At 63.1% G+C, this 20,705-nt stretch carries 17 protein-coding genes and 1 tRNA gene; 11 read left to right on the top strand and 7 right to left on the bottom strand.

Annotation, left to right across the window (positions count from 1 at the left end; all coding sequences use genetic code 11):
- Positions 1–28: 28 nt before the first annotated feature.
- Positions 29–105: transfer RNA gene (locus IEV82_RS13020), tRNA-Met, on the top strand.
- 112 nt (positions 106–217) lie between these two features.
- On the opposite strand, the gene IEV82_RS13015 is transcribed toward IEV82_RS13020, so the two are convergent.
- On the bottom strand, positions 218–706 hold the full coding sequence (locus IEV82_RS13015) for a DUF3429 domain-containing protein (RefSeq protein WP_188482470.1): 489 nt from the start codon (positions 704–706) through the stop codon (positions 218–220).
- Between the two features lie 178 nt (positions 707–884).
- Here IEV82_RS13015 and paaA point away from each other — a divergent pair, with 178 nt between their 5' ends.
- The 5 genes from paaA to IEV82_RS12990 all read left to right on the top strand — a co-directional run bounded on the left by paaA (position 885) and on the right by IEV82_RS12990 (position 4,517).
- Complete coding sequence (gene paaA / locus IEV82_RS13010) at positions 885–1,862, top strand: 1,2-phenylacetyl-CoA epoxidase subunit PaaA (protein ID WP_188482469.1); 978 nt, start codon at positions 885–887, stop codon at positions 1,860–1,862.
- Positions 1,863–1,931: 69 nt separating this feature from the next.
- Positions 1,932–2,216, top strand: a complete 285-nt coding sequence (gene paaB / locus IEV82_RS13005) for a 1,2-phenylacetyl-CoA epoxidase subunit PaaB (protein WP_188482468.1) — start codon at positions 1,932–1,934, stop codon at positions 2,214–2,216.
- Entirely contained in the window at positions 2,216–2,977 is a 762-nt protein-coding gene (gene paaC / locus IEV82_RS13000; protein WP_188482467.1) for a 1,2-phenylacetyl-CoA epoxidase subunit PaaC, read from the top strand. The genes paaB and paaC overlap by 1 nt, the downstream gene beginning before the upstream one ends.
- Before the next feature lies 1 nt (position 2,978).
- Positions 2,979–3,437, top strand: coding sequence for a 1,2-phenylacetyl-CoA epoxidase subunit PaaD (gene paaD / locus IEV82_RS12995; protein ID WP_188482466.1), 459 nt, complete (start codon positions 2,979–2,981; stop codon positions 3,435–3,437).
- A 15-nt stretch (positions 3,438–3,452) separates the two neighbouring features.
- Positions 3,453–4,517 (top strand): 2Fe-2S iron-sulfur cluster-binding protein, encoded by a 1,065-nt coding sequence (locus IEV82_RS12990; RefSeq protein WP_188482465.1) that lies wholly within the window; start codon positions 3,453–3,455, stop codon positions 4,515–4,517.
- 3 nt (positions 4,518–4,520) lie between these two features.
- On the opposite strand, the gene paaK is transcribed toward IEV82_RS12990, so the two are convergent.
- Both paaK and paaI read right to left on the bottom strand, forming a co-directional pair.
- Complete coding sequence (paaK, locus tag IEV82_RS12985; RefSeq protein ID WP_188482464.1) at positions 4,521–5,831, bottom strand: phenylacetate--CoA ligase PaaK; 1,311 nt, start codon at positions 5,829–5,831, stop codon at positions 4,521–4,523.
- 14 nt (positions 5,832–5,845) lie between these two features.
- Entirely contained in the window at positions 5,846–6,274 is a 429-nt protein-coding gene (gene paaI / locus IEV82_RS12980) for a hydroxyphenylacetyl-CoA thioesterase PaaI (RefSeq protein WP_188482463.1), read from the bottom strand.
- A gap of 64 nt (positions 6,275–6,338) precedes the next feature.
- Here paaI and paaZ point away from each other — a divergent pair, with 64 nt between their 5' ends.
- The 3 genes from paaZ (at position 6,339) to IEV82_RS12965 (ending at position 14,240) form a co-directional block, all read left to right on the top strand.
- Positions 6,339–8,381: a phenylacetic acid degradation bifunctional protein PaaZ gene (gene paaZ, locus IEV82_RS12975; protein ID WP_188482462.1), complete on the top strand. Its 2,043-nt coding sequence runs from the start codon at positions 6,339–6,341 to the stop codon at positions 8,379–8,381.
- A gap of 38 nt (positions 8,382–8,419) precedes the next feature.
- Complete coding sequence (locus IEV82_RS12970; protein WP_188482461.1) at positions 8,420–9,211, top strand: PaaX family transcriptional regulator C-terminal domain-containing protein; 792 nt, start codon at positions 8,420–8,422, stop codon at positions 9,209–9,211.
- A gap of 109 nt (positions 9,212–9,320) precedes the next feature.
- Positions 9,321–14,240, top strand: coding sequence for a DUF4214 domain-containing protein (locus IEV82_RS12965; protein WP_188482460.1), 4,920 nt, complete (start codon positions 9,321–9,323; stop codon positions 14,238–14,240).
- 14 nt (positions 14,241–14,254) lie between these two features.
- Here the strand turns inward: IEV82_RS12965 and IEV82_RS12960 are convergent, their stop codons facing one another.
- The 4 genes from IEV82_RS12960 to IEV82_RS12945 form a co-directional block, all read right to left on the bottom strand.
- The gene (locus tag IEV82_RS12960) at positions 14,255–15,301 is read right to left on the bottom strand and encodes a 4-oxalomesaconate tautomerase (RefSeq protein ID WP_188482459.1); all 1,047 of its coding nucleotides are present in this window, start codon (positions 15,299–15,301) and stop codon (positions 14,255–14,257) included.
- Positions 15,294–15,965, bottom strand: coding sequence for a 4-carboxy-4-hydroxy-2-oxoadipate aldolase/oxaloacetate decarboxylase (locus tag IEV82_RS12955; protein WP_188482581.1), 672 nt, complete (start codon positions 15,963–15,965; stop codon positions 15,294–15,296). Before IEV82_RS12955 ends, IEV82_RS12960 begins: the two co-directional genes overlap by 8 nt.
- Positions 15,965–16,696, bottom strand: coding sequence for a PIG-L deacetylase family protein (locus IEV82_RS12950; protein ID WP_188482458.1), 732 nt, complete (start codon positions 16,694–16,696; stop codon positions 15,965–15,967). The genes IEV82_RS12955 and IEV82_RS12950 overlap by 1 nt, the downstream gene beginning before the upstream one ends.
- Before the next feature lie 133 nt (positions 16,697–16,829).
- A complete protein-coding gene (locus IEV82_RS12945; protein WP_188482457.1) occupies positions 16,830–17,705 on the bottom strand; it encodes a M15 family metallopeptidase in 876 nt (291 codons plus the stop codon).
- A gap of 180 nt (positions 17,706–17,885) precedes the next feature.
- On the opposite strand from IEV82_RS12945, the gene IEV82_RS12940 reads away from it, so the two are divergent.
- Positions 17,886–18,470: an OmpA family protein gene (locus IEV82_RS12940; RefSeq protein ID WP_188482456.1), complete on the top strand. Its 585-nt coding sequence runs from the start codon at positions 17,886–17,888 to the stop codon at positions 18,468–18,470.
- A 33-nt stretch (positions 18,471–18,503) separates the two neighbouring features.
- Positions 18,504–20,699, top strand: coding sequence for a serine/threonine protein kinase (locus IEV82_RS12935; protein WP_188482455.1), 2,196 nt, complete (start codon positions 18,504–18,506; stop codon positions 20,697–20,699).
- Positions 20,700–20,705: the final 6 nt, after the last annotated feature.

The raw sequence follows: 20,705 nt of genomic DNA, 5'->3' as shown, positions 1-20,705 counted from the left end.
GGTCACGCTCGTACTCACGCGACGGTTCGGCGCGGTAGCTCAGTTGGTTAGAGCGAACGACTCATAATCGTTAGGTCGGGGGTTCGAGTCCCCCCCACGCCACCAAATTTCCCTGATTACCGAATGGGTTGCGACGCCATGCTGCGCTCTGGCAGGCGCATGGCATGGCAAGCAAACGGCGGCAGCCGTCAGCCCGAGATCACCAACGAAAAGTCGCTCAGGTGGCGAACACCTCAGCGCCGACGGCACTCGTCTGCCAGAGCATCACTCCAAGGCACAGCAGGGCCGCCCACATTTGCGGCGGTCGAAGCCGTCGGAAATACAACGGCACGTCGCCCGCCCGCGCCGCCCTTGGATCGACAATCGCAAGGCTGAGATAGAGCAGGATCAGCAGGCCAAGACTCAGGCGCGGCGGCAGGACCACCGCGACGATCCCGCCGCAGAAGAGCCAGAGCATCATCGCGATCTGACGCGGCTGTGGCCCGCCCACCGTGCGAAAGCTCAAGCCGCGCCGAACCCCGGCCAGGAAGATCGAGATCGCAGCGGCCCAGAACCGGCCGGCCTCGATTGCCATGCCCGCCCAGTCGGAATGGAAGGCCGCCACCGCACAGACCAGCAGCGGCACCATGGCGATCCAGCCCAGCACGAACCCGTCCAGCGGGATCTCTGGATGTTCGGTGATCTCGAAGCGACGGGGCGGGCGCATGTTCGGATAACCGCAGGGCGCGGACCCGGTTCCGAAGGGGTCCGGTCTGCTCCCACCAGAAACGTGTTACCGAAAAAGAATATGATGCGCATCTACGTAACATCCCCATTGCCGGAAAGCCGGTCTTGGCGTAACGTGCGGCCATCACCCGTCCGCAGTCACCACCGAGGTCCGCATCATGTACGCGCAGATGATCACATCCGAAGCGACGCAGGACGATCCTGAAAAGCTCACCACGTTTCAGGCCCGCATCGACTCGGGCGAAAAGATCGAACCCAAGGACTGGATGCCCGAGGGCTACCGCAAGACGCTGATCCGCCAGATCGGCCAGCACGCCCATTCCGAAATCGTCGGCCAATTGCCCGAGGGCAACTGGATCACCCGCGCGCCGACGCTGGAACGCAAGGCGATCCTGCTGGCCAAGGTGCAGGACGAGGCGGGGCATGGGCTCTACCTCTACGGTGCGGCCGAAACGCTGGGGGTCAGCCGGGACGAACTGACCGAGATGTTGCTGGATGGCCGCATGAAATACAGCTCCATCTTCAACTACCCAACGCTGACATGGGCCGATATGGGCGCGGTCGGATTGCTGGTCGATGGCGCGGCGATCATGAACCAGGTGCCGCTTCAGCGCACCTCCTATGGCCCGTATTCCCGCGCGATGATCCGCATCTGCAAGGAAGAGTCGTTCCACCAGCGGCAGGGCTATCACATCATGATGAAGATGGCCCAAGGCACGACCGCGCAAAAGAAGATGGCACAGGATGCGCTCAACCGCTTCTGGTACCCGTCGCTGATGATGTTCGGCCCGTCCGACAAGGATTCGGTGCATTCGGCGCAGTCGATGGCGTGGAAGATCAAGATGAACACCAATGACGAGTTGCGTCAGAAGTTCGTCGACCAGACCGTACCGCAGGCGGAATTCCTTGGACTGACCGTGCCGGACAAGACCCTGCGCTGGAACGAGGACAAGGGCGGGTACGATTTCGCGGAACCTGACTGGTCCGAGTTTTTCGACGTGATCAAGGGCAATGGCCCCTGCAACACCGAACGGCTGGCTGCGCGCAACAAGGCCTGGGATGACGGCGCCTGGGTGCGCGACGGGCTGATGGCCCATGCGGCAAAGAAACGCGCAGCAAAGCTGGCGGCGGAATAGCGCATCAGCCCTCACGGGCATCTTCGCGAAGAGAGCCACAAGGCTCGACAAGCGCAGGGAGGAAAACACATGTCACAGGAATGGCCCCTCTGGGAGGTCTTCATCCGCGGACAGCACGGGCTGAACCACCGCCATGTCGGCAGCCTGCACGCAGCCGACGCCGAGATGGCGCTCAAGAACGCGCGCGATGTCTACACCCGCCGCAATGAAGGTGTGAGCATCTGGGTGGTCGAGGCCGCGCACATCACCGCCTCGTCCCCCTCGGACAAGGGCCCGCTGTACGAGCCGTCGGAAAGCAAGGTCTACCGCCACCCGACCTTTTTCGACATCCCCGACGATGCGGGTCACATGTGATGACCGACCAAGAGGCGCTCTTTGAATACCTCTTGCGTCTGGGCGACAGCACGCTGATCCTCGGGCACCGGATCAGCGAATGGTGCGGCCACGCGCCGGTGCTGGAAGAGGACATCGCGCTTGCCAACACCGCGCTGGACCTGATCGGACAGACGCAGATGTGGCTTGGCTTGGCCGCAGAGGTCGAAGGTGCCGGACGATCTGCCGATGAACTGGCGATGCTGCGCGATGTGTGGGACTTCCGCAACCTGCTGCTGGTGGAACAGCCCAATGGCGATTTCGGCCAGACGATGATGCGGCAATGCCTGTTCGACGCGTTTCACATCGAACTTCTGACCGCCCTGAGCCAGTCCGACGACAACCGGATTGCCGGGATTTCTGCCAAGGCGCTCAAGGAAGTCACCTATCATCTCGACCGCTCGTCCGAGACCGTGATCGGCCTGGGCGACGGGACAGAGGAGAGCCACCGCAGGATGCAGGCGGCGTTGGATCTGCTTTGGCCCTATGTCGGCGAGATGGTCACGCCCGACGCCGTCGACACGGCGATGCACGCGGCGGGCATCGCGCCCGACCTGACCGCCCTGCGCGCCCGGTTCGACACGCGGATCGACGCCATCCTGACCGACGCGACGCTGGTCAAACCCGACAGCACCTATGCCCAAACCGGCGGCAAGACCGGGTTCCGCCACTCCGAACATCTGGGCCACCTGCTGACCCAGATGCAATGGCTGCAGCGCGCCTATCCGGGCGCTGCGTGGTGACATGATCCCGGACGTGGCCACCATCTGGACCTGGCTCGATCAGGTGCCCGATCCCGAGATCCCCGTGATCTCGGTTGTCGATCTGGGCATCGTGCGGGACGTGGCGTGGCACGGCGACACGCTCGAAGTGGCGGTGACCCCCACCTATTCCGGCTGCCCGGCCACTTCCGTGATCGCGATGGACATCGAAACCGCTCTGTACGATCGGGGTGTGCGAAACGTACGGATCAGGACGCAGATCGCGCCTGCGTGGACCACCGACTGGCTGTCCGACACGGGCCGCGCCAAGCTACTGGCTTATGGAATCGCGCCCCCGTCCCCCGCTGGCGGACCCGAGGCCTGCCCGCAATGCGGCGGCACCGCACTCACGCGGATCAGCCAGTTCGGATCGACCCCCTGCAAGGCCCATTGGCGCTGCGACACCTGCCTTGAGCCGTTCGACTATTTCAAATGCATCTGATCCCAAGGCCCTGACATGGCGCGCTTTTACCCCCTGACCGTCACCGATGTGACCAAGACCACCCGCGATGCCGTGGCGATCACGCTCGAGGCGCGGGATGGTGGCGATTTCACCTTCACCCAAGGGCAGTACCTGACCTTCAAGCGCGATTTCGACGGCACCGAACTGCGCCGATCCTATTCGATCTGTTCGGGCATCCATGACGGCACCCTGCGCGTGGGCATCAAGAAGGTTGCCGATGGCGCGTTTTCCATCTGGGCCAATGACGACCTGACACCCGGCACGGTGATCGACGCGATGGAGCCGATGGGCACGTTCCACACCGCGCTTGAGCCGGACAAGGCCAAGACCTACCTCGCCTTTGCGGGTGGGTCCGGGATCACGCCGGTGCTGTCGATCCTGAAAACCGTACTGGTGGCCGAGCCACATGCACGGGCCACGCTGGTCTACGCCAATCGCAGCGTCAGCACGATCATGTTCCGCGAGGAACTGGAGGATCTCAAGAACCTCTACATGGGGCGCTTCACCATCCTGCATATCCTCGAGACCGATGCGCAGGACATCGACCTCTTTCAGGGACGTATCGACGCTGAGAAATGCGCGGCGCTGTTCACCCACTGGATCGACATTGCCAGCGTCGATACTGCCTTCATTTGCGGGCCTGAACCGATGATGAAAGCCATTGCGCAATCGCTTGGCGATCACGGGCTGACCAAGGATCAGATCAAGTTCGAGCTGTTCGCAAGCGCCCAGACCGGACGGCTGGCGCGGCGCACCAAACCTGTTGCCGTCACCACTCAGGCCAGCATCGCGGCCACGGTCACGCTGGACGGAATGACCCGCAGTTTCGACATGGGCCACGACATGACGGTGCTCGAAGCGGCGCTGGACAATGCGCTGGACGCACCCCATGCCTGCCGCGCCGGTGTCTGTTCCACCTGCAAATGCAAGCTGTTGGAGGGCGAAGTGGACATGGTCGCCAACCACGCGCTCGAGGATTACGAGGTGGAGCAGGGTTACATCCTGTCATGCCAATCCTACCCGGTCAGCCCGCGCATCGTGGTGGATTACGACCAGTAACGGTCAATCCGACCGACGTTTGTCCACAACCCGCACCGCCTTGCCCTGCGACCGTGCGACCGAGCCGGGATCACCGACATCGACCGTGACCGAAATGCCGACATGGTCCTTGATCCGTTCGGTCAGCATCGTGGCTGCCGCCTGCCGGGACAGGTCACTTGCGGCATTCGGCATCGCCTCGACCAGAACCCGCATCGCGTCCATACGACCGGCGCTGTAAAGCTCGATCTGGAAATAAGGTGCCAGCCCGCCGGTGGCCATGACCTCTTCCTCGATCTGGGTCGGAAAGACATTCACACCGCGCAGGATCATCATGTCGTCGCTGCGCCCCGTCACCTTTTCCATCCGCCGCATGCTGCGCGCCGTGCCGGGCATCAGGCGCGTCAGGTCGCGGGTGCGGTAGCGGATGACGGGCATGCCTTCCTTGGTCAGCGTGGTAAAGACCAGCTCGCCCTTTTCTCCATCGGGCAAGACTTCGCCGGTTTCTGGGTCGATGATCTCGGGATAGAAATGATCCTCCCAGATATGCAGCCCGTCCTTGGTCTCCACGCATTCATTGGCGACCCCCGGCCCGATCACCTCGGACAACCCGTAGATATCGACCGCGTGCATGTCGAACGCCTCTTCGATCTCCAGCCGCATCGCGTTGGTCCAGGGTTCGGCCCCGAACACGCCCACCTCCAATGACGAGGCGCGGGGATCAAGCCCCGCCTTGTGGAACGCCTCGAGGATGTTGAGGATGTAGGACGGCGTGACCATTATGCCCTTGGGCTGGAAATCGGTGATCAGGCCGACCTGTTTCTCGGTCTGCCCGCCGCCCATGGGCACCACCGTGCCGCCCAGCTTTTCCACCCCGTAATGCGCGCCCAGACCGCCGGTGAAGAGGCCATAGCCATAGGCCACGTGCACCATGTCGCCCGCCCGCAGACCCGACGCCCGTAGCGACCGCGCCACCACGTCGGCCCACATGTCGATGTCGTTCCTGGTGTAACCTACCACGGTCGGCTTGCCCGTGGTCCCCGAGGATGCATGCACGCGTGCGATCTGTTCGCGGGGCACCGCGAAAAGACCAAACGGGTAATTGTCGCGCAGATCGGACTTCTGGGTAAAGGGAAACTTCGCCAGATCGGACAAGTCGTTCAAGTCGTCCGGATGCACCCCCGCCGCATCAAATTTCGCGCGGTACATTGCGACGTTGTCATAGGCATGCCGCAGCGACCAGCGCAGGCGATCGCGTTGCAGGCTGCGGATCTCGTCGATCGAGGCCAGCTCGATCGGGTCCAGATCGGACGGTTTCGGTGACAGATCCTTCATGCGCGACGCCTCCCCTACGCCTCGTCGAACACGGTGCCCCGGATGGCGCGCGACAGCCCGCGAAACTCGGCGATCAGCACGCCGGATTGATTGGTCACCTGCACATCGGTGATGCCGCTGCGCCCGGTGAGAGAGATCTCGGTGGCCTCGGCGCGCAGCCGATCCCCCAACCGGCCCGAGGCGATATAGGTGATGGTGTTGTGTTGCGCGACAGTCACATGGTTGCGGCTGTTGCAGGCAAAGGCAAAGGCGCTGTCGGCCAGCGTAAAGATCACTCCACCGTGGCACATCCCGTGACCGTTGCAATGGTGTTTCTTCACGGTCAGTTCCATGACCGCCACGCCTTCGGCAATATGCACCAGTTCCATCCCCATCCATTGCGAGGCGTGGTCTTGATGCCACATTTTCTGCGCGGCTGTCTGGGCCCGTTCATCCGGTGTCATGGACGCGACGCTTGCATGAAGTTCGGGCCCGGTCAAATACTTAGGCAGGCAAAGGGGGATGAGAATGACAGTTCGGAACGTGGAGAGTTTCATTGCGGGCGCATGGCTTGCGCCGGACAGCAGCGCGCGCGAGATCCGCGATGCCGTGACGGGGTCGGTGATGGCGCGGGCAGGTCGGTCCAGCGTCGATGCGAGCGCGTTGATCGACCATGCCACCGGGGTCGGCGCGCCCGCCTTGCAGGCCATGACGTTCCACGACCGGGCGCGCATGCTCAAGGCGCTGGCGCTTTATCTGCAAGAGCGCAAAGAGGTGCTGTATGACCTCAGCTTCTCCACCGGGGCGACGCAGAAAGATCACCTGATCGACGTGGATGGGGGGATCGGGACGATGCTCGTGATCGCGTCAAAAGGGCGGCGCGAGATGCCGGACGGCCATGTCTATGTCGATGGCGGGGTGGAGCAATTGTCGCGCAGCGGCAGCTTTGTCGGACAGCATGTGTGCACCCCGTTGCAAGGCGTGGCCGTCCATATCAACGCGTTCAACTTTCCCGTCTGGGGGATGCTCGAGAAACTCGCGCCGACGCTGCTGGCCGGAATGCCCGCCATCGTGAAACCGGCGACGACCACCTGTTACGTCACCGAGGCCTGTGTGCGGATGCTGGTCGAGAGCGGAATCTTACCGGATGGTGCACTCCAACTCGTGACCGGCGGTCTGGGGGACCTGCTGGATCATCTTGGCCCGCAGGACGTGGTGAGTTTCACCGGCTCTGCCGAGACCGCCTTTGGCCTGCGCAGCGCACCGAACCTGCTGCGCAACTCGGTGCGGTTCGTGGCGGAACAGGACAGCCTGAACGCGTCGATCCTCGGGCCTGATGCGGTGGCCGGAACGCCGGAGTTCGATCTCTTCGTCACCGAAGTTCACCGCGAGATGACCACCAAGGCGGGGCAGAAATGCACCGCCATCCGCCGGATCATCGCGCCTCAGGCGCAGGTCGATGCGGTGCTTGCCGCCGTGTCGGACCGGCTGCGTGAAACTGTGATTGGCGATCCGCGCGATCCAGCCACTCGGATGGGTCCGCTGGTGTCGGACGCCCAGCGCCGCGATGTTCTCGACAAATGCGCAACACTTGCAACGGAGGCCGAGCGCGTGTTCGGCGACCCCGATACGTTCGACGTACACGGTGCCGATGCGCGCAACGGCGCCTTCCTGCTACCGATGCTCTACCATTGCGCCGATCCCGACGCAGCCCGTCATGTTCATGAGACCGAAGCGTTCGGTCCCGTCGCCACGGTGATGGGCTACCGCGACCTGAGCCACGCGATTGCACTGGTGAACCGTGGCCTGGGAAGCCTTGTGGCCTCGGTCATCACGCATGACCCGGATGTGGCCCGCGAAATGGTGATGGGTGCGGGTGCCTGTCACGGGCGGCTTTATTTCAACAACCGCGACAGCATGGCCGAGGCGACGGGCCATGGGTCACCCCTGCCCCACATGGTGCATGGCGGACCGGGTCGCGCAGGCGGCGGCGAGGAGCTGGGCGGCGTGCGGGGTGTCTTGCACTACATGCAGCGCACTGCTGTTCAGGGCAGCCCGAACATCCTGAGCGCCGTGACCGGCCAATGGGTGCCCGGGGCCACCACGCGCCAAGGTCCGGCGCATCCGTTCCGGCGCAATTTCGACGACGTCCAGATCGGCGAGACCCTGCACACGGCAGAGCGCGAAGTGACGCTCGAGGATATCGAACATTTCGCCGACTTCACCGGCGACACGTTCTACGCCCATATGGATGACGATGCCGCCAAGCGAAACCCGTTCTTCCCCGGTCGTGTCGCACATGGCTACCTGCTCCTCAGCTTTGCGGCAGGACTGTTTGTCGATCCGGACGAAGGCCCGGTGCTGGCCAATACCGGCCTCGACAGCCTGCGGTTCCAGAAACCGGTCAGCGCCGGAGACCGCATCAAGGTACAATTGACGGTCAGGCAGAAGACCCGCCGCACCGAAAGTTATGGCGAGGTGCGCTGGCACGTGATCCTGCGCAATCAGGACGACGCGCCCGTTGCCGAATACGAGCTGCTGACGATGAACGCCTATGCGGACCCGCGCTGAGGCTTGGCGTTTGAGCGTCAAACCCGTATCGCTTCTGCATGGATGATGTCGCGTTCAACCGTCTTGTGATCCGCGTGCTCGGTCGCTCTGCGCCACGGGTGTGGTCGCTGTTGGTGACGATGTTCGGCGATCTGGCGCTGGCCCCTCAGGCCCGGTTGAGCGGGGCGACGGTGAACGCGATCACTGCCGTCATAGGGATCAAACCCGAAGCGACCCGCGTGGCGCTGCACAGGCTTCGCAAGGAAGACTGGATCGACAGCCACCGCACCGGGCGGCAAACCCGCTACGGCCTGACGCCGCATGGCAGGGCGCAGACCAACGCCGCATGGCCCCGCGTCTATGGCCCGCCGCCCGAGGATGTTGCCGCGTTCCTTGTGGTCGAAGACCCCTCGGCGCCGATTGACCGGGCGATGGATGACACGAGGGCGGCGGTTCAGATCGGACCCAGAACCTTTGTCACGACGGCAGGTGAGGCCGGCGGTGACACTCTGCGGTTGCCGCTGGGTGCCGTGGGGCCACTGCCTCGCTGGGTGGCGGACAAGCTGTGCCCTCCCGAGGTGCAAGAGGCGGCTGGGGATCTGGCTCAGCGGCTCGGCCTGCTGCTGACCGAGGACGGATTGCAGCACCTGAGCCTGCTGCACCGCACCGCCCTGCGCGTGACCGTGGTGCATGAATGGCGGCGGCTGATCCTGCGCACTCCGGGGTTTACCGAACCGCTTGTCGCAGGTCATTGGGCAGGCGCAGAATGCCGCGCCGCGGTCCACGATGTGCTGACGCGGCTGCCGGTTCCCGATCTGGCGCAGCTCGAACAGGATGTCGACGCGGCTTAGGCGCGGGTGGGCAATTTGATGCCATGCCCGGTCGATAAAGCGTTGACAGGCTCGCAACCTCGCAGGTTACCTTAAGTCATGTCCAATTACGGACAACGGAGGATGCCTCATGGCGGCCGGACCTGACCTGCTGGATTTTCAGCAAAACCTTCAGACCACGACGACCGATGTTCAGACCATCCGGTCCGACGCGGAAGACCTGGCAGCGGCGCTGAATGCGGCGGCAACGGCCTCGCAAAGCTACCTGACCTTTCGGTCGATCATCAAGGTCGCGGATGCCGCGTTTTCGGCCGCTCTGACAACGCTGAAGCTGTCGGAAAACGTGGCGCCGCTGCAGGGGCCATCGCGCGCGCTCAAGGACGTGCTCGAAATTCTGCAACCGCGTATCGTGCAGATCAAGGATGCCACGGACCGCGCCAAGGCGATCGAACCGCTCCTGCAAAGGATCACGGACGCCGACCGGGCGGTCGATTTGACCATCATGCCCGCAATCGTGTCCACGGATGAAACGCTGGTCAACCTGCGCGACAGCATAGACGAGATCGTCCGCGCCTTCGACCGCGTGTCGACGCCCGACGGCATTCCAGCGCTGAACCCCGACGCGGGCACCAGCCGTCCGGGACGGAGTGATTTCGAAAACCTGTTCACCTCTGCCGATACTCTGGTCCGTCCGGTCAACGTCGCCTTTGGCCCGGCGCAGGATGCCGCTGATGCCTATGACGATGTCAAAGCACGCTTCAACGAGATCCTCGATGTCTTTGACGTGGCCGGGTTTCCCGACCTCAACGAGATTTTCGGCAACCTTGTCGAATTCGATGCGCTGTTCGACGGGCTCGGGGTGGTGCTGGACATCGTGGAATCCGCGCTGCGCCCCATCCAGCCCCTGCTGGACGCGATCGGGCTGGTGTTCGACCTTGTGGTCGGGCCGGTCATCGACTTTCTGAACGAAGAGCTGGGCGTCGACGCGCTGTTTGAGGAGCTGGCGAACCTGCTTGATCCGCTCTTTCCCGAGATTGACCTTTTCGACGGGTTCATCGGTGTGGTCGGTGATCTGGAAAGCCTGCTGGATCAGCTTGAGTTCAATCTCTTCGATGTGCCCGATTTCACCGAGCTGGCGCTGGAGGCGTTCGACATTTTCGATGTCACCTTCCCGACGCTGGAACTGAACGCGCTGGCCCTGCTGAACGGCCCTGCCCTGCGTCTGGGCGATCCGACCGCCGACACGATGTACGGCACCGGCGCCGACGAGGCGTTCGATCCGGCGGGTGGGGATGACCTCGTTCTGGCGAATGATGGCAATGACATCATCGTGGCCAGCGCAGGCGAGGACACGATCATCGGCGGCGACGGGATCGACCGGGTGGTGTTTGCGGGCGAACTGGCCGAATATGATTTCACCCGCAACGATGCCACGAACGAGCTGATCTTCACCCATACGGACGTGGGCGGGCATGGGTTCAACGAGGGCATCGAGATCATCACCGAGGTCGAGTTCTTCGATTTCGGTACCGAGACCTTTACCAAGGAACAGTTCGAAGCCGCCGTTGTCGGTGTGTCGGTGCTTGATGACATTACGGGCCCCAATGGCGAAGCGACCAGCGACGAAAGCGAGCTGATCTTCCTCACTCCCGGCGGCACGCTGGTCGATGGGCTCGAGATCAACGGTCAGGTCCTGAACGGCATGAACGTGGTCTACGGGCTTGGCGGGGATGACCGCATCCAGGGGACGCTGGGGCGCGATTTCATCTTCGGCGGGCCGGGAAATGACCTGATCATCCCCCGCACCGGCGTGGATGCGATAGATGGCGGACCGGGCAGCGACACGTTCCAGGTGTTCGATCTGGGGCGCAATGCGCCGGTGACCGTTAATCTGGAAACCGGCTTTGCCGGTGCGGATGGCGACATCAACCAGGTCTTCGATGTCGAGAATGTCATCATCCAGAATGGCAGTTCGATGCAGATCTACGGCAATGCCAGCGACAACACACTTTTCTCGGGTCGGGGGCGCGACATGCTGTCGGGGCGCGCGGGCGATGATGCGCTGTTCGGCAATGACGGGCGCGATGTGCTGTGGGGCGGTCAGGGCGTCGATACGCTGCGCGGCGGCGACGGCAACGACTTCTTGGGCGCGCTGAACACGTCGGACAATGGCGGGGCCGAGCTTTATGACGGCGAGGCGGGCATCGACACCCTAAGCTATGCGACTGGGCGCGACGAGATCCGCACTTACCTGTCCAGCGACCAGTTCTTCATGGGGATGCTCAACGTCGCGATGCAGGACAGCGCCACCACCGGACCTGTCGTCATTCGCGCCGCCGAGGGCGAGATCGACCGGCTGAACGGGTCGGGACAGGTGATCGCCACGGATATCGCGCTGAATATCGAGCATTTCATCGGATCGGATTCCGCGGACACGATCTTTGGTGCCGGGACGGCACTGAACCGGATCGACATCGGCGGTGGTGGCGGAAATGACACGCTCTTTTCGTGGGGTGCAGATGACGTCATGGGCGGCGATGGCGATGACCTGCTGATCGCGGAACGTGGCCCTCAGGGCGGTCGGATCGCGGGTAATTTCGATGGCGGGAACGGCTTTAACACGCTTGATCTGCGCCCTGTTGGGGATGCGCGGTTCATCCTTCTGACCAGCAGCGGAAGCGGCAACCTTCGCTTTGTCGCCGCCGACAAGGATTACACCGGCCGTGAAATCGACGCGCGGGGCGACGGTTTCGGCATCGACAATATCGATGAATTCTTGCTGGGCGAAAACAACGACTACGTGACATGGGGCACCGGATCAGACGCGATCATTCGCGGCGCAGGCGGCGATGATCATCTGGAATCCGTCGCCAGCGACGGTACCCAAAGCCCGACCTTCCACGGTGATGCGGGCAATGACATCATCATCATCGGCAATGGCGGCAATGCGTTCGGCGGGATCGGTGACGACCGGATCGAGGTCACCTCGGGCGGGAATGTGACCGCTGATGGGGGTGACGGGAACGACACGTTCTTCATCACCCGCATGAACAACGAACTCTTCGGCGGTGACGGATATGACACACTGATCCTCGCGCCGCGGTTCGGCGAAGGCGTGTCGGTCGACCTTGCCGATGGCACCGCGACATCGGACAGGTCCATCGACCTCGACCGCATCACCGGCATCGAGGCGCTGGTCACATCCGATGCGGCAGACACCGTGATGGGCAGCGCCAACGCCGACCGGATCATCACCCGCGCGGGCAACGACACGATCAACGCCGGAGACGGCGACGATCAGCTGTTCGGCGGCGACGGACGCGACACGATCCGGGGCGAAGGGGACAACGACACGATCAATGGCGGCGCTGGCGATGACATCCTCGACGGGGGCGACGGGACCGATACCGTGGATTACGCCTTTGCCAGCTATGGCGGGGCCGAGGGCGAGATCGTGGCACAGGTCTTTGCGGCCGCCACTGTCGATCTGGCCGGGCAGGCAGGCGGTCGCGGCAGCGAAAGCGACACGCTCATCAGCATCGAGAACGTGTTCGCTACACATCTGAACGATGCCATCACCGGCGACGATCAGGCCAACCTGCTGTCCGGGGGCGCGGGCGTCGACACGATCACCGGAGGTGGCGGCAACGACATCCTGATCGCGGGCGGTCACAACTCGACCACGGCGCAGGACGAGCTTTACGGCGGCAGCGGCAATGACCGCATGGTGATCGGGGCAAGCTCGTTCTTCGCGGATGGGGGTGACGGGGCCGATACGCTCGATTTTTCCGGGGGCACCGACCTTGCCGAAGGGGGTGGCCGCACGCTGTCGCTCGAGATCGACCTGCAGGCGCAATCCCTGACGCGCGAGGTCGAGTTGGGTCGCGTGGTCTGGGCCGATGATGGCAGCACGTCCTCGCGCCAGTTCGACGGGCAATCCATCACGCCGCGTGACGTTCTGCTGTCCAACCCGCTTTACGCCCGCGCCGCATCGGACCTGACGCTGCGCCTGCCCACAGGGGCAGAGCCGGAAGACGACGTTCCAAGCTTTGCCATCGAGATCACGTCTGTCACGCAGTCCAACGGCCAGATTTCAAACGTGTTTTCCAGCATCGAAAACGTGCTGGGCACGAGTGGCACGGACGTGATGCGCGGCACTGCGGCGGCAAACCTGCTCGAAGGGGCGAATGGCGATGACATTCTCGAAGGACGCGGCGGTGACGACGACCTGAACGGCGGCGCGGGCACGGACACGGCGTTCTTCGACGGGGATCAGGCGCATTACACGCTGACGCTCAGCCCGACGTCGGTGACGATCACCGACCGGCGTGAGGGGGGCAACGGGACCGACACGCTGACCGCGATCGAAGCACTGGATTTCGACACGGATTTCACCGGCGCGCCCTTCAGCCTCGAGCAATTCGGCGGTCTGGCGCTCTTGTCGCAAGCCGATCTGGAAACCTTCATCGAGCTTTACATCGCCTATTTCAACCGCGCGCCCGACGCGGTGGGGCTGTCCTTCTGGGGCACCGCCTTTGCGAACGGGGTGACGCTGGAACAATCCGCCAGCTTTTTCATCGACCAGCCCGAGACTCGCGCCACCTACCCGTCGGACCTGAGCAATTCCGATTTCGCCACGGCGGTCTATGACAACGTGCTGGGCCGCATCCCCGATCAGGACGGGTTCGATTTCTGGGTCGAAGCGCTGAACAACGGCAGCGTCGGACGCGACCAGTTCATCCTTGCCATCCTCGGCGGGGCCAAGGCCGCGCCACCCGCCGGAGCCAGCCAGGAGTTCATCGATCAGCAGGCGGCGGACCGGCAATACCTGAGCGACAAGACCGATATCGGCGGTTATTTCGCGGTGACAAACGGGCTGTCAGATGTCGGCGATGCGGCTGCGGTGATGGCGCTGTTCGACGGAACCGAAGGCAGCATCCAGACCGCCATCGACGCAACCGACGCGGTTTATACAGACGCGCTTGCCGCAGCGGGCGGCGGGTTCATCCTGCAGGTGGTCGGAGTGCTGGACGATCCCTTCGCGGTTTGATCCGATCCGCCGCATCAGCCGAAAACCACGCCGTCCATCAACTTGCGCGCGGTGCGCAGAACGGCGGCGGATGTGACCTCGCCCGTGTCGGACACTTGCGCGATGATGCTGGTCTCTCCGATCGGGTGTTCGATGGGCATGCGCTTTTCCGCGCCGCTTGGCACCTGCGCCAGACCTTCGGCCACCGACCCCGGCAACAGGCAGGCGGTGGCGACGCTCACCGCGCCCAGCACCCCGATGGAGGCATGGCAGCGATGCGGAATGAAGGTGCGCGTGGCAATCACGCCACCCTGCCGGGGCGCGCTGACCAGTGTCATTTTGGGCACGGTCTTTTGTGCCACATCACCAAGGTTCATCAGCGGGCCGCAGGCAAGGCGGATCGCCTCGAGCTGTGTCCTGAGCGCATCACGCGCCTCGAGATCCTCGCGGCTTTCGGCGCCGGTGATGCCCAGATCGGACGCGCGAAGAAGAACCACCGGCATGCCGTTGTCGATCATCGTGACATCAACGCCCTGAACCCTGTCGCGCGTGTTGCCCGTCGGCAGCAGCGCACCGCAGGTCGAGCCTGCCGTGCCGACAAACTCCAGCGGCACCGGTGCGGCCGTTCCGGGCACCCCGTCGATGGCGGCGTCGCCGTCATAGCAAGGCACGCCGCCCGGTGTCTGGACCGTCGCAATCGCGGTCTGGCCGGTGTTCTCCATGTAGATCGTCACGCGGGTCTGCCCGTCCTGCGCCGCGACCAAACCACGTTCGATGGCAAAGGGCGCAACCCCGGCAAGAATGTTGCCGCAGTTCTGACCTTCCGAGACCAGCGGCTGATCCACATTCACCTGCAGGAAGAGGTAATCCACATCGACGCCGTCGCGGTCCGACCGTTTCACCACCGCCACCTTGGAGGTCAACGGGTCCGCCCCGCCCATCCCATCGATCTGCCGCGCATCCGGGCTGCCCATGACGCGCAGCAGAAAGGCATCGCGGTCAGCGGGCAAATCCTCGGCCAGGAAATAGCCCCCCTTGGACGTGCCGCCGCGCATCCACATGCAGCGGATGCCGTCAGACATAGCGCAGGCCTTTCTCGGCCAGCCGGTCGCGCATCTGGTACATGTCGAGGCCCAACTCGCCCGACGCGAGCCGCTTGCGTTTCGCCTCTTCGTTGGCGACGCGTGCTAGCGCTTTTTCGAGCACGTCCGCCGCGTTGACCCGCTTGACGACACAGACGCCGTCATCATCCGCCACGATCACGTCACCCGGATCAACCGCGGCGCCTGCACAGACCACGGGCACGTTCACAGACCCGAGCGTTTCCTTGATCGTGCCTTGGGCGCAGATTGCCTTGGACCAGACGGGAAAGCCCATCTTTTCGAGGTCGACCACATCGCGCACCCCTGCGTCGATGATGAGCCCGCGACAGCCGCGCGCCTGCGCCGATGTTGCCAGCAGATCGCCGAAATAGCCTGCGTCCGAGGGTGATGTGGTGGCCAACACCAGCACATCACCCGGCTGGACCTGTTCAATGGCCACATGCAGCATCCAGTTGTCGGCAGGCGGTGCGAGGATCGTCACCGCTGATCCACCGATGGCCGCGCCGCGATAGATCGGACGCATGTAGGAGGCCAGCAGGCCAATGCGCCCCTGCGCCTCGTGCACCGTCGCCACGCCACAGCGGGCCAGACCGTCGATCACCTCCGGGTCGGCCCTTTCGATGCTCTGCACCACAACGCCGATCAAAGCTCGTCCACCGTGCGCGGGAACACAGACTGGAAGCCTTCGGCATATTTCGCGGCACGCCCGCCCGACTGGCCGCCGGAATTGCGGCGAAATTGATTGGCCCGGTTTTCAGCCACGTTGGTGTAGTAGTCCCAGAGGTGATGCTGGCCTTCCATACATTCGATGGCGGCGCGTTTCTGGTCCCAGACCTCGGTGATGTCGAGGAACACATCCGGCTTCCAGCCCATCTGTTCGGTCTGGTGTGGCTCGAAGAGATAAAGTTGCGGCGCGCCCAGGACCTTTTCGCCCGGATTGTGCCCCCATGCCTGCGCGATCATCCGCACGTCCAGCGCCAGCGCGCTCGTGTACATGTGATCGGTGTTGTAGGGGTCGTATTTCGAATGGCTGAGCATGAAGTTGGGCTGCACCGCGCGCACGAGGTCCACCAGCCTCATCTTGGCGTCGAGATCGACCACCAACGGGTAATCCCCGAGATCAAAGCACTGGATGTCATGGACATTCAGCGCCTTGGCGGCATTTTCGGCCTCTTTGCGGCGAATGGATTTCACCTCGTCCAGCGTCTTGCCTTCCTTCCAGAGCTTGGCGCTTTCGCCGCGTTCGCCGAAAGACAGGCAGGCCACCGTCACCTCGTATCCCAGCTTCTGGTGCAGCGCGATGGCGCCGCCACAGCGCCAGACGAAATCGGCCGCATGTGCCGAAATCACCAGCACGGTCTTCTTGTCAGTCATGAACCCCTCCATTGGACGACTTTGCGCGCAGATTGCACAGGCTTGGCGGGGAACGCCACTTGAAACGCTCATGGGAGGCGGGGCGACATCATCCCGACGGATCGGCTGGTGCAGGTCAAGGAAACCGACAGGATCAAAGCGCGCCGGAATTGATCCATTCATCCAGTTTCTGGCGGCTTACCTCGAAATGCATGCTGTCCTCGCGGCCCCAGGACGCGCCCCAGACCCAGCCTTCGCTCTTGAAGAAATCGGCCAGGATTGTGAGGCCCAGCTGCGTCCGCCCATCACCCAGCGTGTCCAGCACACCGTCAATGTTGAGATCGACCGCAAGCCCGAACGCGTGGGTCGAGGCGCGTCCGCGCGTGCCGCGGATCTGGCGCACGCAGAGCGATCCGGCGGTGTCGATGCGGGCATAGAGATCCGGGTCTGTCAGGCGCACCTCTTCAAAGACGCGGCGCAGCGAATCTGCGGCGGGTTTCAACATGCGCACCCGGATCGGGCCGACTTCTTCGAGCACCAGCTTGCTGGCGAGCCTCGGGTTGGTCATCTCTTCGCAATCATCCGACATCACCTCACGCGGCGGGCCGAAGACCCGCGTGAGGTAGGAGGGGCCAGCGATGGTCAGACCTTCGTTCACGTTGCGCCGATCAGCAATCAGCACCACCTGCGCATAGGCATCGATGATTTCATTGGTGCCGTTTTGACGGAACACATCCGCCGCTCCGGCGCCTGAAGAGGGCGGGGCAAGCGTCTGGCCGGGCAAGGGCGCCACCGGAGCGCGCGCGGCGGTGGCTGCCACCTGCGACAATTCCTGTGTCATTTCGTCGATACGGATTTGCAGATCCTCGACCTGCTGGCTCAGCATCTCGATCTCGATCCGGGCACCGGAATCGATTGCCGTCCCGGCAAAGCCCGACTCGTCCCCCGATATCAGCCTGGGCACGAAAATCCAGATGACCGGCACCAGAAGGATCGCCACACTCAGGATAATCGCCGGAAGCAGGCGCATGAAGCAAAATTCCCAAAACCAAAATCTTTCGCCATCTAAACCGGATTCTGCACTCCGATCCAGCCAAACCTGACCATTGGACAGGATCGGCCCAAGGAACCGTCAAACCCATTGCCGGGGGGGGAGAGCTAAGGTAACCTTACGGCATCAATCCTTTTTCATTCGAGGACATGTATTGCTATGTCGAATATTCGAAGTGTTTCCGCCCTTGCCCTTGCGATCACCCTTGCGGTCGGCATTGCCGAAACTTCTTTTGCGCAATCCTCAGATGCCAGCGCGATGAGCGCCGAAGAGATCATGCAGGCCTTTGAAAAGCAAAAGACACGCGGTCTGGTGCTCGTGCCGTCGGACAGCACGGCCCCGGCCGCGACAGCCGAGACCTCGACCACGGTCACGACGGCAGAAACCACCTATACCCAGGTCGACAAGGCCGATCAGGTCAACATCAAGATCAAGTTCGATTTCGACAGCGCCACGCTGCGCGACGACCAGAAGCCTCAATTGGCAACACTGTGCGAGGTCATGAAGGCGGTCGATGTCCAGCTGTTCCAGATCGTCGGCCATACCGACAGTTCCGGATCGGCCTCGTACAACGAGAACCTGTCGCTCCTGCGTGCCAAGGAGGTCAAGCGGCATCTCGTGACCGAATGCGGGATTCCCGAAACCCGGCTTGAGGCGATCGGCATGGGTGAAACCGTGCCCTTCGATGAGGACGATCCGCGCAGCGACGACAATCGACGCGTCGAGTTCCAGGCACTGGGTTGATGACTTCGGTCACCTTCTGAAACCGGAGACATCATGACAGACAGCCGTCCAGGAGACCTGTTTCAGGCTGGCGACCTGGTGAACAACACCTACCGCGTGGAAGCCATTCTGGGCCGCGGTGGCACCTCCGATGTTTACCGGGCCCGTTCTGAAATCTCCGGGCGGCTTGTCGCCCTGAAAGTCCTGAAATCGGAATTCTCGACGAACGAGGATTACTTGCTGCTGCTCACGCGCGAAGAGGCGATGCGCGAGATCCGGCATGACGCCATTGTCCGCTATTCCGAAAACCACCGCACGGCGGATGGCCATGTCTACCTGCTGATCGACTATGTCGACGGCCCCGGCATGGACAAGAAGCTCAAGCAGGGGCCGATGTCGGCGGATGACCTTCTGGTGATCTGCAAACGGGTGGCCGAGGGGCTTCAGGCGGCGCACGAGCGCAACATCTTTCACCGCGACCTGTCGCCCGACAACATCATCCTGCGCGACGGCGATCCGGCGCAGGCGGTCATTATCGATTTTGGCATCGCCAAGGACACCAATCCCGGCGCCGAAACCATCGTCGGCAATGAGTTCGCGGGCAAATACGCCTATGCCGCACCCGAACAACTGGCCGGGAAAACCGATGCGCGCACCGATATCTATTCGCTGGGCGCATCGCTTCTGGCAAATTTTCGGGGAAAGTCGCCAAATATCGGCCGCAACCCGATGGAGGTCTTGCAGAAAAAGGCCGACCCGCTGGATACGGAGGGTGTGCCCGAGCCGTTGAAGTCGATCCTCGACAAGATGACCCAGCCCAATCCCGACGACCGGTTCCAAAGCGCGGTCGCGGTTCTTGACGCGCTGGCTGGTGAGCCTTTTGACGCGGCGAACAATGAGCCGCTGTCCGATGCCACGGTCATTGCGCCGCTGAATGCCGCCGCGAAAGCCGCCGCCGAGGCCAAACCTGTCACCGCCCCGCCCCCGTCGCAGGACGCAGAACCCAAGCGCGCCGCAAAGCCTGCCGCTTCGGAACGTCGCAACGGCGGTCTTGTGATTCCGCTTGTCATAGGCGGCGTGGTTGTCGCCGGGGTGGCAGGCGCATTTGCGATGGGGCTGTTCTCGTCCGAGCCCAGTTTGCCGGTGGCCGACCCCTACCGCCTGTCGATTGCCAAAGCCAGCGACAGCGCGCCGCGTGCCGTGGGCTTCGTGCCCGCAGATGACATCGCCTCGGCGCTGCGCGACCAGATGCAGCAACAGGATGGCACGTTCGATCTGACCCTGGCGAGCGGCGCAATTGCCGAAAGCTGGGGCACCGACATGCTGCGCGTGGTCGATGCCATCGACGAGATGGACAGCTGGCGGGTGTCCCTCTCGGGCAACCTTGCCGAGATCGAAGGCAGCACCACCAGCAGGCCGATCTATGATGCCGTGCTGGCCGCCTTTGATGCCGGGGCCATGGGCGCGCTGAACGGCGCGCCGGACCTGCGGCTGGACGAGATCATCCTTGCGCCAGAGCAGCTTGACCCGATCCTGAACACCTTTGCGGATTGCGGTCGTCTGACCCTCGTCAACCGGCCCATCGCGGGCTATGGGCCGGAAAGCCCGGTTGTTGTCGGCGGAGTGATGTCCAGCGAGGAAAGCCGCGCAGCGCTTTCCAGCGCGCTGTCGGAAGTCGTCGGTTCGCGCTCTGTGCGGGTCGATGTGGACATCCTGAACGCGACGCTGTGCCTGATCGAAAGCGTGTTGCCCAAAGCCCCAAGCAGCGCCATCGACGTGGCCTTCTATCAGGGAGATCAGGACAACAACCCGAACCCGACCGGCGAATTCGTGGTGGGTGAAAACCCCGTGATCGATGTGGAATTGCCAGCCGAGGTCACGGACGGGTTCCTGACGGTGTCGGTGCTCGACGTGTCTGGCAACGTGTTCCACCTCCTGCCGAACCTCAACCGCGAGGACAATTCGGTCGCTGCGCTGCGCGATGGCACCGATGGACCGGTCTCGATCCGCGTCGCCTATTCGATAGAGGAATCGCAGCAGAGTGGCGGTCTTGCGTTCCGGGTGGACGATTCAACTCTCGGCAAATCCAAGATTCTCGTGATCCATTCCAGCGAACCTCTGTTCAACGAAATGCGCCCGACCAGCGAATCCGCGATCAGCTATTCCGAAGCCCTGCTCGAAGAAGATCGGAACATGTCGGCACGGATCTATTCTCTCGACAGCCGCATCCTCGAAACGCTCGCGCGTTGACGGCCG

The sequence above is a fragment of the Marivita lacus genome (assembly GCF_014637725.1).
GTDB classification, from domain to species: domain Bacteria; phylum Pseudomonadota; class Alphaproteobacteria; order Rhodobacterales; family Rhodobacteraceae; genus Marivita; species Marivita lacus.
Note: the sequence above shows the minus strand (reverse complement) of the source record. Positions and strands in the feature narration are given on the sequence as shown.